Here is a 15,146-nt window from a genome sequence, read left to right on the forward strand (position 1 = left end):
ATTGATCGAACAAGCTAGTGTTGCCGGGCGCGAACGCAAGCCTTTGCCTTGGCGCGCCAGCCTTGCTATCGCGCCGCGACCATGGCGACCACCACCGACGATCCCGACAATCCAGAACCCGTCCCCGGCATGACCGACACGCCGTTCGGCAGCGCGCTGTCCGAGCGCTATCTGGTCTATGCGCTATCGACGATCACCGCGCGTTCGCTGCCCGATCTGCGCGACGGGTTGAAGCCCGTCCACCGCCGCCTGCTGTGGGCGATGCGCGCGATGCGGCTCGATCCATCGCAGGGCTACAAGAAATCCGCGCGCGTCGTCGGCGACGTGATCGGTAAATTCCACCCGCACGGCGATGTCGCGGTCTATGATGCGATGGTCCGCCTCGCGCAGGATTTCTCGCTCCGATATCCGCTCGTCGACGGCCAAGGCAATTTCGGCAATATCGACGGCGATAATGCCGCTGCCTATCGTTACACCGAAGCGCGGCTGACGCGCGTCGCGGTCGACCTGATGCAGGGGCTCGACGAGGGCACCGTCGATTTCAAGCCGACCTATAATGGCGAGGATGAAGAGCCCGAAATCATGCCGGGGCTGTTCCCCAACCTGCTCGCCAATGGCGCCAGCGGGATCGCGGTCGGCATGGCGACGAATATCCCGCCGCACAATGCTGCCGAGGTAATCGGCGCCGCGCTGCTGCTGATCGAAAACCCGCAGGCCGAGCTGTCCGAACTGCTCGAGCATGTCAAAGGCCCCGATTTTCCGACCGGCGGCATCGTCGTCGACAGCGCCGAGACGATCGCCCACGCCTATGCCACCGGTCGCGGCGGCTTCCGCGTCCGCGCGCGCTTTTCGACCGGCAAGGCCGACGGCGCTTGGGAGGACAGCGGGATCGAGAAACTGCCTGGCGGCACCTGGCAGCTGGTGATCAGCGAGATTCCCTATGGGGTCGCCAAGGGCAAGCTGATCGAACAGATCGCGCAGCTGATCGCCGACAAGAAATTGCCGATCCTGGAGGATGTTCGTGACGAGAGCGCCGAGGATCTGCGCATCGTCATCGAACCCAAGAGCCGCAACGTCGACCCCGATGTTCTGAAGGAAAGCCTGTACCGGCTAACCGACCTCGAAAGCCGCTTCGCGCTCAATCTCAACGTCCTCGACGCGACGCGGACGCCGAAGGTGATGGGGCTGCACCAGCTGCTCACCGAATGGCTCCAGCACCAGATCGTCGTGCTGGTCCGCCGCGCGCAGCATCGGATCGCGAAGATCGACGACCGGCTGGAGCTGGTTGCGGGCTATATCATCGCCTTCCTCAACCTAGACCGGATCATCGAGATCATCCGCACCGAAGATGAGCCCAAGCCGGTGATGATCGAAGAATTCATCCTGACCGACCGGCAGGCAGAGGCGATCCTCAACATGCGGCTGCGGAGCCTCCGCAAGCTCGAGGAAATGGAGCTCAAGCGCGAGCAGGCGGACCTCACCGCCGAGCGCGAAGAGCTGGTCAAACTGGTCGAAAGCCCGCAACGCCAGCGCACCCGGCTGCGCAAGGATCTGGAAAAGCTGCGCACCGTTTACGGGCTCGACACGCTGCTCGGTGCGCGCCGCACGACGATCGCCGAAGCTGCCCCGGCGCGCGACATTCCGCTCGACGCGATGATCGAGAAGGAGCCGGTGACGGTCATCCTTTCGAAACGCGGCTGGATCCGCGCCCAGCGCGGCCATGTCGCGGCCAATCAATGGGCGGAGTTCAAGTTCAAGGAAGGCGACGAGCTTCTGTTCGCCGCGCACGCGCAAACCACCGACAAACTTCTGATCGCGGCGAGCGACGGGCGTTTCTTCACCATCGGCGCCGACAAGCTGCCCGGCGGGCGCGGGTTTGGCGAGCCGCTGCGGCTGATGGTCGACATCGACCCGGAGGCTAAGATCGTCGCGATGATCCCGGCGAGCGCCGACGGTCGCCTGCTGCTCGCCTCGACAAGCGGCCATGGTTTCATCGCGCAAATGGCGGAGGTGGTCGCAGAGACGCGCAAGGGGCGCAACGTCGTCAACCTCAAGACCGGCGCGCAGCTCGCGGTCGTGCGCCCGATCGTCGCCAGTGACGACAGCCTCGCGGTTGTCGGCGAAAATCGCAAGCTCGTGGTTTTCCCGATCAGCGAAGTGCCGGTGATGGCGAGGGGTCAGGGGGTCATGCTGCAACGCTATCGCGACGGTGGCCTGTCCGATGCAGTCAGCTTTGCCTTTGCCGACGGGCTAAGCTGGGCGATGGGCGGCGATACGGGGCGGATGCGGACCGAAACCGATCTGGTGCCGTGGCGCGTCGCGCGCGGCGCGGCGGGGCGGATGCCGCCGACCGGCTTTCCGCGGAACAATCGCTTCGGCTGACCGCATTTTCCCTTTGCCGTAAATAGCTTCTTTACCCCCCGCCCCATAAGCATATGCCAATGGGGAAAGGTCGCACAAAACCCGCTGTTATGCCACTTGATCGAACCGGTGAAGACCGGCCCTTGTTGTTTGTCGGCTGGATCGACGCGCTCCCGGTGCCAGCGGCGCTGATCCGCCCGCTCGCGCGCGGCAATTTTCGCCTGCACGCCAGCAATGCTGCATTCGACCGGCTGAGTCTGTCGCCCGCTGGGGCCGACGCCCCGATCCAGCTCTTGCGCGCCGTCGAACGCGCGGCGCAATCCCCCGATGACACGCAGGAATTCAGCTGCCAGCTGGGCGATGGCGTCGCGGCGCGCGACCTGCGCGGATCGATCGGGCCGCTGCCCACCGAATCGGGCGACGAAAGCCTGTTCCTGCTGACGCTGATCGACCGCACCCAGGAAATGATGACCGAGCGCAACCTGCGCCGCGAACTGGTGTCTGACAGCCTGACCGGCCTGCCAAATCGCGCCGGGTTCGAAGAAATGGTCGAACAGCGCGGCGTCACCGACGGCATCGGCACCGACCATGCCGTCCTCCTGCTCGACCTCGCGCGCTTCAGCCGCATCAACGAACATATCGGCCCGATGGCGGGCGACGAGCTGATTATAACCGTCGCGCGACGGCTGAAATCATCCTTGCGCAGCGGGGACATTTTGGCCCGCACCGGCGGCGATGAATTCGCCATTTCGACCCGCGTTGCGGGTGGCCGCGCCGATGTGCGCGAAATGGCGCGTCGTATCCGCGGCTGTTTCGATCATCCTTTCCGGATCGGCGATCTGAAGGTCAGCGTCGATTGCGCGCTCGGCTGCGCGATCCAGCCCGCGACCGAAATCGACGTCGCCGACCAGATCCGCCACGCCCAGATCGCGCTGAAACGCGCCAAACAGACCGATCGCATCGAAATTTACGAACCCGAATCGGCAATGCTGTCGGACAATCGCTTCGGGCTCGAAACCGAATTGCGCAATGCGATCGAGGAAGACCGGCTCCATCTGGCTTTTCAGCCACTGATCGAGCTTGCGACCGGCAAGGTTGCCGGCTTCGAAGCGCTTGCGCGCTGGGACAAACAGGACGGGCATGCGATTTCGCCCAGCGAATTCATCCCGATCGCCGAGGATTCGGGGCTGATCGTCCCGCTCGGCCAATGGGCGATCGGCAAGGCGGCGGCGGTGCTCGCCGACTGGGACAAACAAAATGGTGGCGAGACGGTCGATTGCTATGTCTCGGTCAATGTCTCGGCGATCCAGTTGCTGCGCGACGATGTCGCTGCGGTGGTGCGGGGCGCGCTCGAAAAGCACAAGATCGGCGGCGAGCGGCTGATGATCGAACTCACCGAAAGCGCAATCATCGGCGACCCCGATCTCGCGCTGTCGGTGCTCAGCGAGCTGAAGGCGCTCGACGCGCGCGTTGCGATGGACGATTTCGGCACCGGCTATTCGAACTTGGCCTATCTCCAGCGTCTACCGCTCGACGTGCTCAAGATCGACCGCAGCTTTGTCGAGCATATGGTCGACGACCGCGACAAAGTGGCAATCGTCCGCACGATCCAGAGCCTCGCCGAAGTGCTGGGGATGAAGACCACCGCCGAGGGGGTCGAAACCACCGATCAGGCACGACTGCTGTCGGCGCTCGGCTGCGATTTCGGGCAGGGTTATTTGTTTGCGCGGCCGCTGGAAGGCGCCGCGGCGCTCGATTTCTGGCGTCAGTCGCTGGTGCGCCCGATCTTCTGATTGACGAGTTCCACGACGCGCGCCGCATCGGGAAAATCCTCGGCCACCCACGCCGCCTCGATATCCTTCAGGATGCGCGCAACCTCTGGCCCGACCGCAATCCCGCGCGCGACGATGTCGCCGCCTTTGACTGGCAGCTGCGGCACCGCCCATCCCGTCAGATCGCGCACCGCGGCAGCGTCCCCCGCGATCAGATGCACGTCGCGCGCCGCCTCGACCCCGATCGTATGCGCAAGCTGCCGGATCGGCCGCGCGACGTCGCCGCGATGCTCGGCCACGGCGCCCAGATATTTGCGCTGCCGCGTCGATAGCCGCAGGCGGCTCGCCACGTGCTCGGCGATCGCGCGATCGGCGGGGAGTAGCGCCGCAAGACGGCGGTGCGCCGCCACATCGGCCCTGGCGGCGGCTTCGTTGGCGAGCAGGCAGTCGAACGTGACGGCAAAATCCGGATCGAGTTCGGGCAGCAGCACCGCAAAAATGCCGTCGACCGCCATCTGGCCAACAATCGCACGCGGATCAGACAACGTCAAAATCTTCATCAGCTCGTCGGCGATGCGTTCGCGCGACAGGCTTTTGAGCGACTGGCGCGCAGTCACCACCGCGGCGTGGCTGACCGCATCAAGATCGCCGCGCCCGAAGCGCGCCGCAAAGCGATAGTAACGCAGGATGCGCAGATGATCCTCGGCGATCCGCGTTGCGGCATCGCCGATAAAGCGCACGCAGCCGCTGTGCAGATCGGCAATGCCGCCGAAATAGTCATCGACTGCCCCGGTTTCGGGATCGGCATAGAGCGCGTTGATCGTGAAATCGCGCCGCGCCGCATCGTCGTACCACTCGCTGGCGAAAGCGACCATCGCGCGGCGGCCGTCGGTTTCGACATCGTGGCGCAGCGTCGTGATCTCGTGATGATCGCCGCTCGCGACCGCAGTGACGGTGCCATGCGCAATGCCAGTCGGAATCACCTTTATATCCGCCGTCTCCAGCCGCCGCGTCACCTCGTCCGGCAACAATGGCGTCGCCAGGTCGATGTCGGTCACCGGCAGCGCCAGCAGCGTGTCGCGCACCGCGCCGCCGACGATCTTCACCGCCCCGCCGTCGCTGCCGAGCGCCGCGACGATGCGGCGCAGCCCCGGCCTCACCCGCCATTCGGCATCGGGCAGCACGCTCACCGGTGCCAGCCCGCCGGCATCCGCCGCGCCAGATTGATGATGATCCCCGCCGTCACGCCCCAGATCCTGCGTCCTTGCCAGTCCATGTCGTAATAATGCCGGTCCTGACCCTGCCAATGCGCCTGCTGACGCGCATAATTGGCGGGATCGAACAATATGTCGAGCGGCACTTCGAACCAGTCCTCGACCTCGTCGGGATTGGGGTCGAGCGGCAGGTCGGGCGGGATGACGCCCAGCACCGGGGTGATGATGTAACCGCTGCCAGACCGATAGGGTTCGGTCACCCCCGCCACCATCACGTCGCGGGGGTTGAGCCCGATCTCCTCCTCGGCCTCGCGCAGCGCCGCGTCTATCGCATCGCGGTCGTCGGGGTCGATCTTACCACCCGGAAAGGCGACCTGCCCCGCGTGGCTGCGCAGCCATTGCGGGCGTTGGGTCAGAATGACGCCGGGGTCGGGGCGATCGGTAAAGGCGACCAGTACCGCGGCATCGCGCAAGGTGGGCGTACCCAGATATGCCTCATCCTCCCCCGCATCGGGCAGCAGATTGTCGAGCGCAGCGCGCAGCTTCGCCGACAGCATCAGCGATCGACCAGTGGAAATTGCGCGCCATTCGACCAGATCGCGGGCGGATCGCTTTGGTCGGCGAGCGCCATCTCGACGATCTCGTAATAAAGCGCGCGATCGATCCGCGCGTCGAGCCCGTTGCCGATGGCGCCGCGGACATGCAGCCGCGGGTCGGGGCTGTCGGGATTGCTTCCGAAGGTTAGCAGATGATCGGGTCCGGCCATAACAAGGTCGTCGGAGTCGAGCCGGAAGACGAGCTGGCGCGCCGCGCCTTCGCCCTCGCTCTTCATTTCGACGGCGCGAAACGGCGTGTCCTCGACCGCGATGCGGAGCCGTTCGGCGGGCGTGACGAGGACATGGCTGCCATCGGCTTCACGGCGCAGGATCGTCGAGAACAGCTTCACCATCGCGGGCCGGTTGATCCGCCCGCCCTCATGATACCAGCTGCCGTCGGCGCGGATTTCCATAAAACTGTCGCCGCTGCGCTCCGGGTGCCATTGGTCAACCGGCGGCAGCTTGCGCGCCGCGAGCAGTTCGGCAGCTTCGGTGAGCGAGAGCTGCGAGAAGTCTTTGGGGAGTGAAGGCGCCGGGGTGACCATGGCAACCGACATAGGGGGGCCAACGGATCGTGCAAGTCGCAGCGTAGGTCTAACCACTAGGCCGTGCCCCTGCGAAGGCAGGGGCCCGTCATCGGCCCTATGCGTCCCCCATCGAGCGGTTGGCCAGGGCGAAAACTCAGGTGATGGGCCCCTGCCTTCGCAGGGGCAGGGGGCCTAACGCGGCCCGATCATCCCCGCGCCGGTCGGCAGGTCATGCCGATTCAGCGCGCGCGCCAGCAAACGCCGCTGCTCGAACGGCCCTGGCAAATCCCACGCTCCCGTCGCGTCAGCGTCAAAGCCGAAGAATCGCCCATAATATTCGGGATCGCCAATCATCATCAGCGCGCCGTCGGCCGCGCTTTCCGCCGCATCCAACATATGCGCCATCAACACCCGACCGTGACCGCCACGCTGGAGGTCGGGACGCACCGCGACCGGACCGACCATCACCAGCGGCGTCGCCGCACCATCGACCGCGCGATGCGCGACCGGCCAGCACTGGATGGTGCCGATCAACGCGCCATCGTCGATCAGGGCGAAACTGAGTTGGGGGATCGCATCCACGCCTTCGCGGATGCGATACGCGGTTCGTCCAAAGCGGTCGGCCCCGAAAGCGGCGTCGAGGAGATCATCCACCGCCTGCGGTTCGATGTCCGACAATGGAAGTAACTCGACCAACGCGCGCCCTTTCGCTAATGCGGCGGCGCTTTAGGGTCCGAGGCCGACATTGCAAAGGTGAATGTCGCCGCGGCAGGAACAGGATTTCTTGTGACCGATACATTGTGGCTGGAGGTGGACGGGCTGATCGCCCAGGTGCTGACCGGCATTTACTCCGAAGAAACCCACCTGCCGCAGCCGCTGCGCATCGGCGTGCGGGCGCGGCTGAGCATGGCCGGTCATTATGATCCGACGACCCCGCTCAGCGCCTCCAAAAATTACATGCACCTGAAATTTGCGGCAACCGAAGGCATCCCCAAGGATGTCCATTTCGTGCTGATCGAAAGCGTCGCCGACCACATCATCGACACTTTGTTCCTGCAGGACGACAAGGTCGAAGAGGTCGAGGTGAAGATCGTCAAGCTGGCGATCGCCGAGGACGGCGAAGAGATTGGCATCACGATGCGGCGGGCGCGCAAGTGACGCAAAAGCTGGCGCTGGTCACGGGTGGCCTCCACCGCGTCGGCGCCGCGATTTCGGCGCGGCTGGCGCGCGAAGGATATGCGCTGGCGATCCACAAGCGCAGCCCGGGCGATGCCGATCCGGTGCTCGCCGACGCGCTAGCCGAGACCGGAACACTCAGCCATCGCTTCGCCGCCGACATGTCCGATCCCACTGCGGTCGATGCGCTGATCCCCGCGGTGATCGCAAAATTCGGCCGCGCGCCCGATCTGCTCGTCAACAACGCCGCGCTGTTCGCCGAGGGCGAATGGGCCGAACTGTCGGCGGTCGCGCTCGCGGAAATGATGCAGGTAAACCATCATGCGCCGGTGATGCTGACGAAAGCGCTTGTCGCCGCCAGCGAGGGCACACGTCCGGCGATCGTCAACATCGTCGACCAGCGCGTCATGCAGCCGGTACCCGACCAGCTCGCCTACAGCCTGTCGAAATCGGCGCTGTGGCAGGCGACCGCGACATTGGCGGTGGCGTTCGGCAGCCGCGCGCGCGTCAATGCCGTAGCGCCGGGGCTGACGCTGGCGACCGACGACTATTCAGAGGCGCAGGTCGAGCGGCTGGCGGGGCGGATGCTGCTCGGAGCACTGCCGACGCCCGGACAGATTGCCGATGCGGTCGTCTATCTGGCGCGCGCCGAAGCGGTGACCGGGCAGACGATCTTTGTCGACGGCGGCGCGCATCTTGCGCCGATGGGCAGGGATTTCGTGGCGCTGGAGCGGGATTGAGAAACAATCCTCCCTGTCGCGAAGCGATGGGGAGGATCGTCACCTTCAATAAATATGCACCGCCTTGGTCACCAGATACCCATCCAGCCCCTCCGGCCCGCTCTCGCTGCCAAAGCCCGATTCCTTGATCCCGCCGAACGGCATGTCGTTCGCCGAAATTACAAAGCTGTTGATCCCGACCATCCCGCTTTCGATGCCGTCGGCGATGCGGTTGATGCGGCGGCCGTTCTCGGTGAACGCAAAAGCGGCGAGGCCATACGGCAGTCGGTTCGCCTGCGCCAAAGCCTCATCCTCAGTCCCGAAGGGCCGGATCAGCGCCATCGGGCCAAAGGGTTCGTTGTTCATCGCATCGGCATCGAGCGGCACGTCGGCAAGCGCGGTCGGCTGGAAGAAATAGCCGTCCCCCGTCGCCGCGCCGCCCGCGATCACGCGCGCCCCCTTGGCGGTCGCGTCGGCGATCATCGCCTCGAGCGCCGGCGCGCGGCGCGCATTGGCGAGTGGTCCCATCTGGGTGTCGGCGTCGAACCCGCTACCGATCTTCACCTTCTTCGTCCGCTCGGCAAACCCCGCCACGAAGGCGTCGTAGATCCCCTCTTGAACGTAGAAGCGCGTCGGCGAGACGCAGACCTGCCCTGCATTGCGGAACTTCTGCATCACGACGCGGTCGAGCGTGCTCTCCAGATCGCAATCATCAAAGATCAGCACCGGCGCATGGCCGCCAAGCTCCATCGTGATCCGCTGCACCCGATCGGCGGCGAGTTTCATCAGATGTTTGCCGACCGCGGTCGATCCCGTGAAGCTGACTTTGCGGATCACCTCGCTGCCGAGCAGATGACGGCTGATCATGTCGGGATTGCCGTAAACGAGCTGAACGACGTCGCCGGGAATGCCCGCATCGGCCAGGCAGCGCATGATCGCGCTGGTGCAGCCCGGTGTTTCCTCGGGCGCTTTCGCGATCACGACGCAGCCCGCGGCGAGCGCGGGGGCGATTTTCTTGACCATCAAATTGACCGGGAAGTTCCACGGGCTGAACGCCGCGACCGGACCAACCGGCTGGCGCAGTACCATCGCGCGCTGGCCAGCAGGACGCGGCGCAATACGGCCCTCCACGCGCTTTCCTTCCTCCGCGAAATATTCGAGTAGCGACGACGCCGACAATACTTCACCGCGAGACTCGGCGATCGGCTTGCCCTGTTCGAGCGTCAGCAGCGTCGCGATAAGGTCGGCGCGTTCGCGGATGAGCCCGGCGGCCTTGCGCATCAGCGCTGCGCGCTCGTCAGGGGTCTTGGCGCGCCAAGCGGGCCAGCCGCGCGCCGCCGCCGCCAGCGCCTCGTCGAGATCGGCGGCCGTCGCGACCGGCAGTTCGGCGATCGCGCCTGCGGTCGCGGGGTTATAGACCGGCCGCGCTTCGCGCCCCTCACCGCTCCGCCAAGCGCCGTTGATAAAAAGCTGGAGGTCGGCGTCGTAGGTCGCGGTCATGGTGGAGCCTTCATTCTAGAGCCTCGTCATTGCGAGCGAAGCGAAGCAATCCAGGGCGGTTGACGCAGGCTCTGGATTGCCGCGTCGCTTCGCTCCTCGCAATGACGATGGCGATATAGTCGCGCTCAGCGATAGTTAAAGCTGATGCTGATCCGTTCGCCCTTACCGCTGTGCGGCATCACTTCGTGGCGCAGCCAGCTTTCCCACAGAAACACCCGCCCCGCCGCGGGCTCGGCATAGACGAAGGGCAGCAAATGTTCGGGCGCATCGTCGCTGCGTCCCGGCGCCGCCATCAGCATGGCGAGCCGCGGGTCTTCCAGCTTGAGCGCGCCCGATCCCGGGGGAACCGCAACATAGAATGTGCCCGACACGATGCTGTGCGGATGGATGTGGCCGCTGTGGGTGCCGCCGGGTTTCAGGACATTGACCCACATACTGTCGAGCTTCAGCGGCTTGGCGAGGTCGAAATGCGCCGCCTTGGCAAACGCCTTGACCTCCTTGTCGAGCAAGCGTTTGAGGTCGTGAATCGCCGGATCACGCTCGGGCAGGTCGTTCAGGCTCGCATAGCTGGTATAGCCCTTGTAGCCATGGCCGCGGCTCCACGCGCGTCCCGCGCCATCTTCCTCGGCAAACATCCGGCTGCTGTCCTCCAGCTCTGCGAGCAGATCAGGCGTGCCAATATCGGCTTCGTAGAAAGTTGTGGCGAACAGCGAACGAACAGGCATGATGGCCGCAAAGCACAGCCAATGTGGACAAGCAAGGGAGTCGAGGATGGCCGAGTTCGAATTGATCGCCGATGGATTGCGCTTTCCCGAAGCCCCGGTCGTGATGGACGACGGTAGCGTCATCGTCGTCGAGATTGAGGCGGGGCGCATCACCCGCTGCTGGCCCGGCGGCAAGAAGCAGGTCATCGCGACCCCCGGCGGCGGCCCCAACGGCCTTGCGATCGGCTCCGATGGCAAGCTCTATTGCTGCAACAACGGCGGCTTCAACTATGTCGAAGCGGATGGCTACCTCGCGCCGCACGGCATCGCCGACGATTATTCGGGCGGCCGGATCGAGCGCATCGACATCGACACCGGCGCGGTCGAAATCCTCTATCAATCGGGCGATCATGGCGTCGTGCTGCGCGGTCCCAACGACATCGTGTTCGACGGCCATGGCGGCTTCTGGTTCACCGACCATGGCAAGGTCGATTATGCCCAACGCTGCCACGACATCGTCGGCATCTTCTACGCCAAGGCCGATGGCACTTATATCGAGGAAGTCATCTTCCCCTCGAACAACCCCAATGGCGTCGGCCTGTCGCCCGACGGCGACGCGCTCTACGCCGCCGAAACCTACACCTGCCGCCTGATGAAGTTCAACATCACCGCCCCCGGCAAGGTCGCGCCCGACGCTGGCCCAGGCGGCCCCGGCATCCCGCTCTATCGCCCCGCGGGCTATAAATTCTTCGACAGTTTGGCGGTCGAGGCATCGGGCAATATTTGCGTCGCGACGATCGGCGAATGCGGGATTTCGGTCGTCGGTCCCGATGGACAGCTCGTCGAATTTGTCGCGACCGACGATATCTTTACCACCAACATCGCGTTCGGCGGCCCCGACCGGCAGGATGCCTACATCACCCTGTCGGGCACGGGTCGGCTGGTAAAGACGCGCTGGGCCAGACCGGGGCTGCAACTGCAGTACTGACCCCGCGCTTCGAAAGGGAGGCGAGGATGAAGATATTGTGGACCGCGGCACTGCTCGCGGTGACGCCCGCAAGCGCGCAGATGCTCAACGCCAATATGGCGGACGCGATCGTCAAAGGCTGCGCCGCGCACGCACGCGCCAAAGGACAAAGCCACGCGATCGCCGTCGTCGATAGCGGCGGCCATATCGTCGCGACATGGCGGATGGACGGCAACACCCACGGCATGATGGAATTTGCACTGCAAAAGGCGCGCGCCGTCGCAGCGTGGGGATTTCCGACGAGCGGCATGGAAGAGGCAGCCAAAGGCACACCGGGTTTCGCCGGCGCAGCCTATGTCGTCACCGTCGCGGGCGGAATTCCCGTCTTTTCTGCGGACGGTCGCACCCGCATCGGTGGGGTCGGCGCGTCGGGCGAAGCGCCCGCCGACGATGCTGCTTGCGCCGCCGCCGGGATCGCGGCAGCAGGACTGAAGTCGGAGCACGCCCGCTGATTGCTTTGGGCCGTCCATCCAGGGGAATCGGGTGAACAAGTCATCGTGAGATAATTGCGGCGAGGAAGTCATCATCCCAAGCTGCGACTTTTCTTCTGAGCCGCATCGAGTCTTTTCCCGGAGCGGATCGCAGTAGATTGTGCGCCATGTGCTTTATGGTGGTGAAGTTTGCAGGTGCATGCTCCGTGCGCACCCGGCATTCGTCATCGCGAAAGACCATATCCATAACCCAATGGAGACTGTTTTCGATCGCCCAGTGATGGCGCACGATGGCACCAAGCTGCTCGGCGGGCAGCTGCACCGAGGTTAGGTAGAGGCGGGTTTCGTGGGTGGCTTTGTCGCCTGTCTCGCGGATACTGTCGACGATGACGACGGCCTTCAGGCCGGGCCATCCATGGTCCTTGGGAAGCCAGTCGAGATTGTGGATGACGGTGGTCGCCCTGGTCTCGATGCGGCCATGGTCGCCATCGACCGTCGTGTTTTGGCTGATCTTGCACTCATGGAAGTTGCGCTCTTTCTGCTCGGCTACGAACAGCGCGACATCCTCGTGCAGAGCCGCCTGGTTCCCCTTGAGCGCCAGGACATACTCGGCCTTCTTGTCGAGGATCGTCTGAGCAATCACGCGTTGGCAGCCCATAGCGTCGATTGTCACGACGGCACCCTCGATATCCATCATGGCCAGTAATCGGGGGATAGCAGTGATCTCGTTCGACTTCTCGTCGATCTTGACCTGGCCCAGCACTAACCGTTGGCGAGCGGCAAATGCCGAGACCATATGGATCGCTGCCTTGCCGCCCGCCTTGTCGTGCGAACGACGCGATGTCTTGCCGTCGATTGCAATGACCTCGGCACAGGTCCCGGTGAGCGAGGCGACCCACTTCACAAAGCACTGCTGGAACTGTTCGGCATCGAGCGTCGCGAAGATGTCACCAAGGTGATCGTGCGAGGGCGTGCCGGCAGCAAAGGGACGAAATCGCTGCAGAAAATCCAGCTTTTTCTCTCCAAAGCGGGCGATGTCGACGAATGTCTCCGCACCCGCCAAAACGCCCAGCAGCGCCAAAAGCAATATCTCCTCAAGCGGATACATCACCTTCGCCAGTTGGCGACCATCGACCAACTCACGGAAATGATCCAGAAAAACCACCGCCTCGCCAAGCGCTCCGCTCGACTGATCACCACTGTCCATCACAATATCCCCGCGTCCAAATCTGAGGATTTGCATAGATTCAGCAATTCACGCGTTTGTCGCCTCTTCTTTCACCCGATTGCCCTGGCCGTCCATCACCATAGCATTGACTTAGCTAAGCGGCTTAGCTAAGTTTAGCCAACATGACAGTCGTGACCATCCACGAAGCGAAGACGAATTTGTCGCGCCTGATCGCCCGCGTCCTGGCGGGCGAAGAGGTGACTATCGCGCGCGGTAAGGAACCGGTGGTGAAGCTGATGCCGGTGAACACGCCGCCACAGACGAAACGCATCTTGGGCACCTTGAAAGGCAAGATCGATCTCGACGCTGGCTTTTGGGATCCCCTGCCCGAAGAGGATCTGGCGCTGTGGAACGGCGAGGGTAGCTCAGAGGCGCAATGAACCTATTGCTCGACACCCATGCGCTGATCTGGGCTGCCAATGAACCGCAGAAATTGCCAGACGCGGTGAGGTCCGCCATCGAAGACTCGGATAATCATATCTGGATAAGCGCCGTTTCGGCCATTGAGGTCGCGATCAAATTTCGCATCGGCAAGCTGAAAGGCGCCGACGAACTGGCCGCGCGCTTTGAGACCGTCATCGCGGGTTTTGGCTTTGACCAGCTGCCCATTTCGGTTGCTCATGCCAGTCTGGCGGGGCTGCTGCCGTTCGATCATCGCGACCCGTTCGACCGCATATTGATCGCTCAATCGCAGATAGAGCAATATGCGTTCGTCTCAAGTGAAAAGCTGTTCGACCAGCTTGGCGTCGTCCGTTTCTGGTAGGAGTGCCATCCCATGCACCGCGAAACCCATGCCGCAAGCCGCATCGGCTGGCTGCGCGCCGCTATCTTGGGCGCCAACGATGGGATTGTGTCGACCGCCAGCCTGATCGCCGGGGTCGCCGCGGCGGGGGCGTCCGCATCGACGATTCTCGTCACCGGCACCGCAGGACTGGTCGCCGGGGCGATGTCGATGGCGGCGGGCGAATATGTCTCGGTCAGCTCGCAGGGCGACGCCGAAAAGGCCGATATTGCCAAGGAGAAGCGCGAGCTCGCCACCGTTCCCGAACTGGAGCTAGAAGAACTGACGCAAATCTATCAGCAGCGCGGGCTCGACCGTCCGCTTGCCAAACAGGTCGCGGCGCAGCTCACCGCCTACAACGCGCTCGACAGCCATTTGCGCGACGAACTGGGCCTAACCAGCGAACTGGCGGCGCGCCCGATTCAGGCGGCGGCCGCGTCGGCGGCGAGCTTTACCGTCGGGGCCGCCCTGCCGCTGGCGATCGTGCTGCTGGTCGCCGGCCCATCGCTGCCATGGATCGTCTCAGCTGCGTCGCTGATCTTCCTCGCCATCCTGGGCGCGCTTGGCGCGTGGGCGGGGAACGCGCCGATCGCGCGCGCCGTCATGCGCGTCGGGTTCTGGGGCGCTGTGGCCATGGCGGTGACGATAGCGATCGGATCGCTGTTCGGGACGACGGTCAACTAACGCTGGAGCAACCATTCACGCAGCGCGACGGCGTTGTTTCGCTCCGCGCTTTTTGAGGCGTACAGCAAGGTCACCGGCCCCGCCGCAGCGGCAGCATCAAGCACGAACAGGCCGCCCGCACCTCTTCGCCGCCCGCATCAAGTTCGGCGACATAGGCGCACCGAAACGCATCCCACGCGGCGTCCGATTCCGCCGTTTCGCCATGATAGAGTTTGCGCAAGACGTCGCTCGGCGTCAGCGGCTTCAGCCAAGCTGCCAGCGCCGCTTTTTCCTTCAAAACCCCGCGCTGCCACAGTCGGTCGACGAGGAAGCACGTCCCGCCGCCGGGACCGACCGGTTCATGAATGCGTTTGACCGCGATTGTCAGCGCCGTTCCCATCTGTATGACTATCGGCTATCCCGCGTGGGCGGGCAAGACAATCGGAG

The 15,146-nt window shown here is 64.2% G+C and carries 17 protein-coding genes; 9 read left to right on the plus strand and 8 right to left on the minus strand.

Features of this window, described 5'->3' with window-relative positions; translation table 11 throughout:
• The first annotated feature begins 81 nt into the window (after window positions 1-81).
• Together parC and CDQ92_RS16085 are read left to right on the plus strand one after the other, a co-directional pair.
• Window positions 82-2,382, plus strand: a complete 2,301-nt coding sequence (parC, locus tag CDQ92_RS16080) for a DNA topoisomerase IV subunit A (RefSeq protein ID WP_088443385.1) — start codon at window positions 82-84, stop codon at window positions 2,380-2,382.
• 89 nt (window positions 2,383-2,471) lie between these two features.
• The gene (locus tag CDQ92_RS16085; protein WP_229667428.1) at window positions 2,472-4,154 is read left to right on the plus strand and encodes a putative bifunctional diguanylate cyclase/phosphodiesterase; all 1,683 of its coding nucleotides are present in this window, start codon (window positions 2,472-2,474) and stop codon (window positions 4,152-4,154) included.
• Here CDQ92_RS16085 and CDQ92_RS16090 read toward each other — a convergent pair.
• The 4 genes from CDQ92_RS16090 to CDQ92_RS16105 all read right to left on the minus strand — a co-directional run bounded on the left by CDQ92_RS16090 (window position 4,127) and on the right by CDQ92_RS16105 (window position 7,148).
• Entirely contained in the window at window positions 4,127-5,323 is a 1,197-nt protein-coding gene (locus tag CDQ92_RS16090) for a CCA tRNA nucleotidyltransferase (protein ID WP_088442551.1), read from the minus strand. The genes CDQ92_RS16085 and CDQ92_RS16090 overlap by 28 nt on opposite strands.
• The gene (locus CDQ92_RS16095) at window positions 5,320-5,904 is read right to left on the minus strand and encodes a CoA pyrophosphatase (RefSeq protein ID WP_088442553.1); all 585 of its coding nucleotides are present in this window, start codon (window positions 5,902-5,904) and stop codon (window positions 5,320-5,322) included. Before CDQ92_RS16095 ends, CDQ92_RS16090 begins: the two co-directional genes overlap by 4 nt.
• The gene (locus CDQ92_RS16100; RefSeq protein WP_088443387.1) at window positions 5,904-6,488 is read right to left on the minus strand and encodes a DUF1285 domain-containing protein; all 585 of its coding nucleotides are present in this window, start codon (window positions 6,486-6,488) and stop codon (window positions 5,904-5,906) included. The genes CDQ92_RS16095 and CDQ92_RS16100 overlap by 1 nt, the downstream gene beginning before the upstream one ends.
• Before the next feature lie 174 nt (window positions 6,489-6,662).
• Window positions 6,663-7,148 carry a GNAT family N-acetyltransferase gene (locus tag CDQ92_RS16105; RefSeq protein WP_373289650.1) on the minus strand — a complete coding sequence of 162 codons (486 nt, stop codon included), beginning with the start codon at window positions 7,146-7,148 and terminating at the stop codon, window positions 6,663-6,665.
• Between the two features lie 108 nt (window positions 7,149-7,256).
• On the opposite strand from CDQ92_RS16105, the gene CDQ92_RS16110 reads away from it, so the two are divergent.
• Window positions 7,257-7,628: a dihydroneopterin aldolase gene (locus CDQ92_RS16110; protein ID WP_188682379.1), complete on the plus strand. Its 372-nt coding sequence runs from the start codon at window positions 7,257-7,259 to the stop codon at window positions 7,626-7,628.
• Window positions 7,625-8,386 (plus strand): SDR family oxidoreductase, encoded by a 762-nt coding sequence (locus CDQ92_RS16115; RefSeq protein WP_088442559.1) that lies wholly within the window; start codon window positions 7,625-7,627, stop codon window positions 8,384-8,386. Before CDQ92_RS16110 ends, CDQ92_RS16115 begins: the two co-directional genes overlap by 4 nt.
• 45 nt (window positions 8,387-8,431) lie before the next feature.
• Here CDQ92_RS16115 and CDQ92_RS16120 read toward each other — a convergent pair whose 3' ends face one another.
• A complete protein-coding gene (locus CDQ92_RS16120) occupies window positions 8,432-9,865 on the minus strand; it encodes an NAD-dependent succinate-semialdehyde dehydrogenase (RefSeq protein ID WP_088442561.1) in 1,434 nt (477 codons plus the stop codon).
• A gap of 125 nt (window positions 9,866-9,990) precedes the next feature.
• Window positions 9,991-10,590: a TIGR02466 family protein gene (locus CDQ92_RS16125; protein ID WP_088442563.1), complete on the minus strand. Its 600-nt coding sequence runs from the start codon at window positions 10,588-10,590 to the stop codon at window positions 9,991-9,993.
• Window positions 10,591-10,636: 46 nt separating this feature from the next.
• Here CDQ92_RS16125 and CDQ92_RS16130 point away from each other — a divergent pair, with 46 nt between their 5' ends.
• Complete coding sequence (locus CDQ92_RS16130; protein WP_088442565.1) at window positions 10,637-11,557, plus strand: SMP-30/gluconolactonase/LRE family protein; 921 nt, start codon at window positions 10,637-10,639, stop codon at window positions 11,555-11,557.
• 26 nt (window positions 11,558-11,583) lie between these two features.
• On the plus strand, window positions 11,584-12,048 hold the full coding sequence (locus tag CDQ92_RS16135) for a GlcG/HbpS family heme-binding protein (protein WP_088442567.1): 465 nt from the start codon (window positions 11,584-11,586) through the stop codon (window positions 12,046-12,048).
• A 40-nt stretch (window positions 12,049-12,088) separates the two neighbouring features.
• Here CDQ92_RS16135 and CDQ92_RS16140 read toward each other — a convergent pair whose 3' ends face one another.
• Window positions 12,089-13,234, minus strand: a complete 1,146-nt coding sequence (locus tag CDQ92_RS16140) for an ISAs1 family transposase (RefSeq protein ID WP_088440109.1) — start codon at window positions 13,232-13,234, stop codon at window positions 12,089-12,091.
• Between the two features lie 143 nt (window positions 13,235-13,377).
• Between CDQ92_RS16140 and CDQ92_RS16145 the strand changes: the two genes are divergently transcribed.
• From CDQ92_RS16145 to CDQ92_RS16155, 3 genes are read left to right on the plus strand one after another with little or no spacing between them, the layout of a single operon-like run.
• On the plus strand, window positions 13,378-13,635 hold the full coding sequence (locus tag CDQ92_RS16145; protein ID WP_088442569.1) for a type II toxin-antitoxin system Phd/YefM family antitoxin: 258 nt from the start codon (window positions 13,378-13,380) through the stop codon (window positions 13,633-13,635).
• Window positions 13,632-14,018 (plus strand): type II toxin-antitoxin system VapC family toxin, encoded by a 387-nt coding sequence (locus tag CDQ92_RS16150; protein WP_088442571.1) that lies wholly within the window; start codon window positions 13,632-13,634, stop codon window positions 14,016-14,018. Before CDQ92_RS16145 ends, CDQ92_RS16150 begins: the two co-directional genes overlap by 4 nt.
• A 12-nt stretch (window positions 14,019-14,030) precedes the next feature.
• The gene (locus CDQ92_RS16155) at window positions 14,031-14,720 is read left to right on the plus strand and encodes a VIT1/CCC1 transporter family protein (RefSeq protein WP_088442573.1); all 690 of its coding nucleotides are present in this window, start codon (window positions 14,031-14,033) and stop codon (window positions 14,718-14,720) included.
• Between the two features lie 70 nt (window positions 14,721-14,790).
• Here the strand turns inward: CDQ92_RS16155 and CDQ92_RS16160 are convergent, their stop codons facing one another.
• Window positions 14,791-15,099 carry a DUF488 domain-containing protein gene (locus CDQ92_RS16160; RefSeq protein WP_201792069.1) on the minus strand — a complete coding sequence of 103 codons (309 nt, stop codon included), beginning with the start codon at window positions 15,097-15,099 and terminating at the stop codon, window positions 14,791-14,793.
• Window positions 15,100-15,146: the final 47 nt, after the last annotated feature.

It is taken from the genome of Sphingopyxis bauzanensis (assembly GCF_002205675.1).
In the GTDB taxonomy this organism is placed as follows: domain Bacteria; phylum Pseudomonadota; class Alphaproteobacteria; order Sphingomonadales; family Sphingomonadaceae; genus Sphingopyxis; species Sphingopyxis bauzanensis.

Coding starts and splice junctions, on each gene's coding strand:
- parC (WP_088443385.1), top strand. CDS start 82: ATGGCGACCACCACCGACGATCCCGACAATCCAGAACCCGTCCCCGGC.
- CDQ92_RS16085 (WP_229667428.1), top strand. CDS start 2,472: ATGCCACTTGATCGAACCGGTGAAGACCGGCCCTTGTTGTTTGTCGGC.
- CDQ92_RS16095 (WP_088442553.1), bottom strand. CDS start 5,904: ATGCTGTCGGCGAAGCTGCGCGCTGCGCTCGACAATCTGCTGCCCGAT.
- CDQ92_RS16100 (WP_088443387.1), bottom strand. CDS start 6,488: ATGGTCACCCCGGCGCCTTCACTCCCCAAAGACTTCTCGCAGCTCTCG.
- CDQ92_RS16120 (WP_088442561.1), bottom strand. CDS start 9,865: ATGACCGCGACCTACGACGCCGACCTCCAGCTTTTTATCAACGGCGCT.
- CDQ92_RS16125 (WP_088442563.1), bottom strand. CDS start 10,590: ATGCCTGTTCGTTCGCTGTTCGCCACAACTTTCTACGAAGCCGATATT.
- CDQ92_RS16130 (WP_088442565.1), top strand. CDS start 10,637: ATGGCCGAGTTCGAATTGATCGCCGATGGATTGCGCTTTCCCGAAGCC.
- CDQ92_RS16135 (WP_088442567.1), top strand. CDS start 11,584: ATGAAGATATTGTGGACCGCGGCACTGCTCGCGGTGACGCCCGCAAGC.
- CDQ92_RS16140 (WP_088440109.1), bottom strand. CDS start 13,234: ATGGACAGTGGTGATCAGTCGAGCGGAGCGCTTGGCGAGGCGGTGGTT.
- CDQ92_RS16145 (WP_088442569.1), top strand. CDS start 13,378: ATGACAGTCGTGACCATCCACGAAGCGAAGACGAATTTGTCGCGCCTG.
- CDQ92_RS16150 (WP_088442571.1), top strand. CDS start 13,632: ATGAACCTATTGCTCGACACCCATGCGCTGATCTGGGCTGCCAATGAA.
- CDQ92_RS16155 (WP_088442573.1), top strand. CDS start 14,031: ATGCACCGCGAAACCCATGCCGCAAGCCGCATCGGCTGGCTGCGCGCC.
- CDQ92_RS16160 (WP_201792069.1), bottom strand. CDS start 15,099: ATGGGAACGGCGCTGACAATCGCGGTCAAACGCATTCATGAACCGGTC.